Consider the following 906-nt stretch of genomic DNA (forward strand, 5'->3'; position numbering starts at 1 on the left):
CCTAAAAAAACGTGATTATAAAACCCAATATATTGAAGGAGTCCCGCAGAAGACTGTCAATCCACCACCTGAGCGTTTAGAGCGAATCCGTAAAGAAACGGCTTTGGTCAAATCAGCGCGCAAAACAATGCTTGATCGAACCGATTTCATTACAAAGTTTGTGGTGCCATCAGAGGGGAGAGTTACGGGTGTATACGGAAGTCAGCGTGTATATAACGGTGTCCCTAAGCGGCCTCATTACGGCATTGATTATGCCGGCCCAACAGGTGATCCGGTAATCGCTCCAGCGAGTGGTGTTGTGACGCTAGTTCATCCTGATATGTATTACTCGGGCGGAACGCTTATCGTTGATCACGGCTACGGTCTGAGTTCCACTTTTATTCATTTAAGCGAAATCTTGGTGGAAGAGGGTGATGAGATTCGCCAAGGCGACGTGATTGCAAAGATTGGCTCAGGTGGTCGATCTACAGGGCCTCACCTTGATTGGCGTATGAACTGGCTGGACCAACGTGTTGATCCAGCCTTAGTGCTTGATATTGATTTGCCTAAAGGTTTTTAGCGTCCTAGCAAACTTTGGCCGCAAACGCGCACAACATTACCGTTGATCGCTTGTGATGCTGATTGGCACATAAAGGCGATGACCTCAGCGACGTCAATTGGTAAACCTCCTTGTGAAAACGCGTTTGATCGGCGTCCTACTTCTCTTGGCACAAAAGGTACCTTGCTTGTCATTCTGGTTTCTATGAACCCNGGTGCGACAGCATTAATGGTCATGCCGTTAGAGAGTGAGCTTGCCATAGCCTGTGTATAACCGGCTAGCCCACCTTTCGAACACGCATAATTTGTTTGGCCGAAGTTGCCAGCTATGCCAGAAATAGAGCTGACGCCGACTATTCGTGCATTCTT

2 protein-coding genes are annotated in these 906 nt (G+C 48.0%); one reads left to right on the forward strand and one right to left on the reverse strand.

What is annotated here, in order from left to right; all coding sequences use genetic code 11:
* Nucleotides 1-559 (forward strand): M23 family metallopeptidase (locus A3762_RS02070; protein ID WP_156493141.1); only part of this gene is annotated, 559 nt, incomplete at its 5' end.
* Here the strand turns inward: A3762_RS02070 and A3762_RS02075 are convergent.
* The coding region (locus tag A3762_RS02075; RefSeq protein ID WP_156493142.1) for an SDR family oxidoreductase at nucleotides 556-906 on the reverse strand (351 nt) is incomplete at its 5' end. The genes A3762_RS02070 and A3762_RS02075 overlap by 4 nt on opposite strands.

This window comes from Oleiphilus sp. HI0125, from assembly GCF_001635355.1.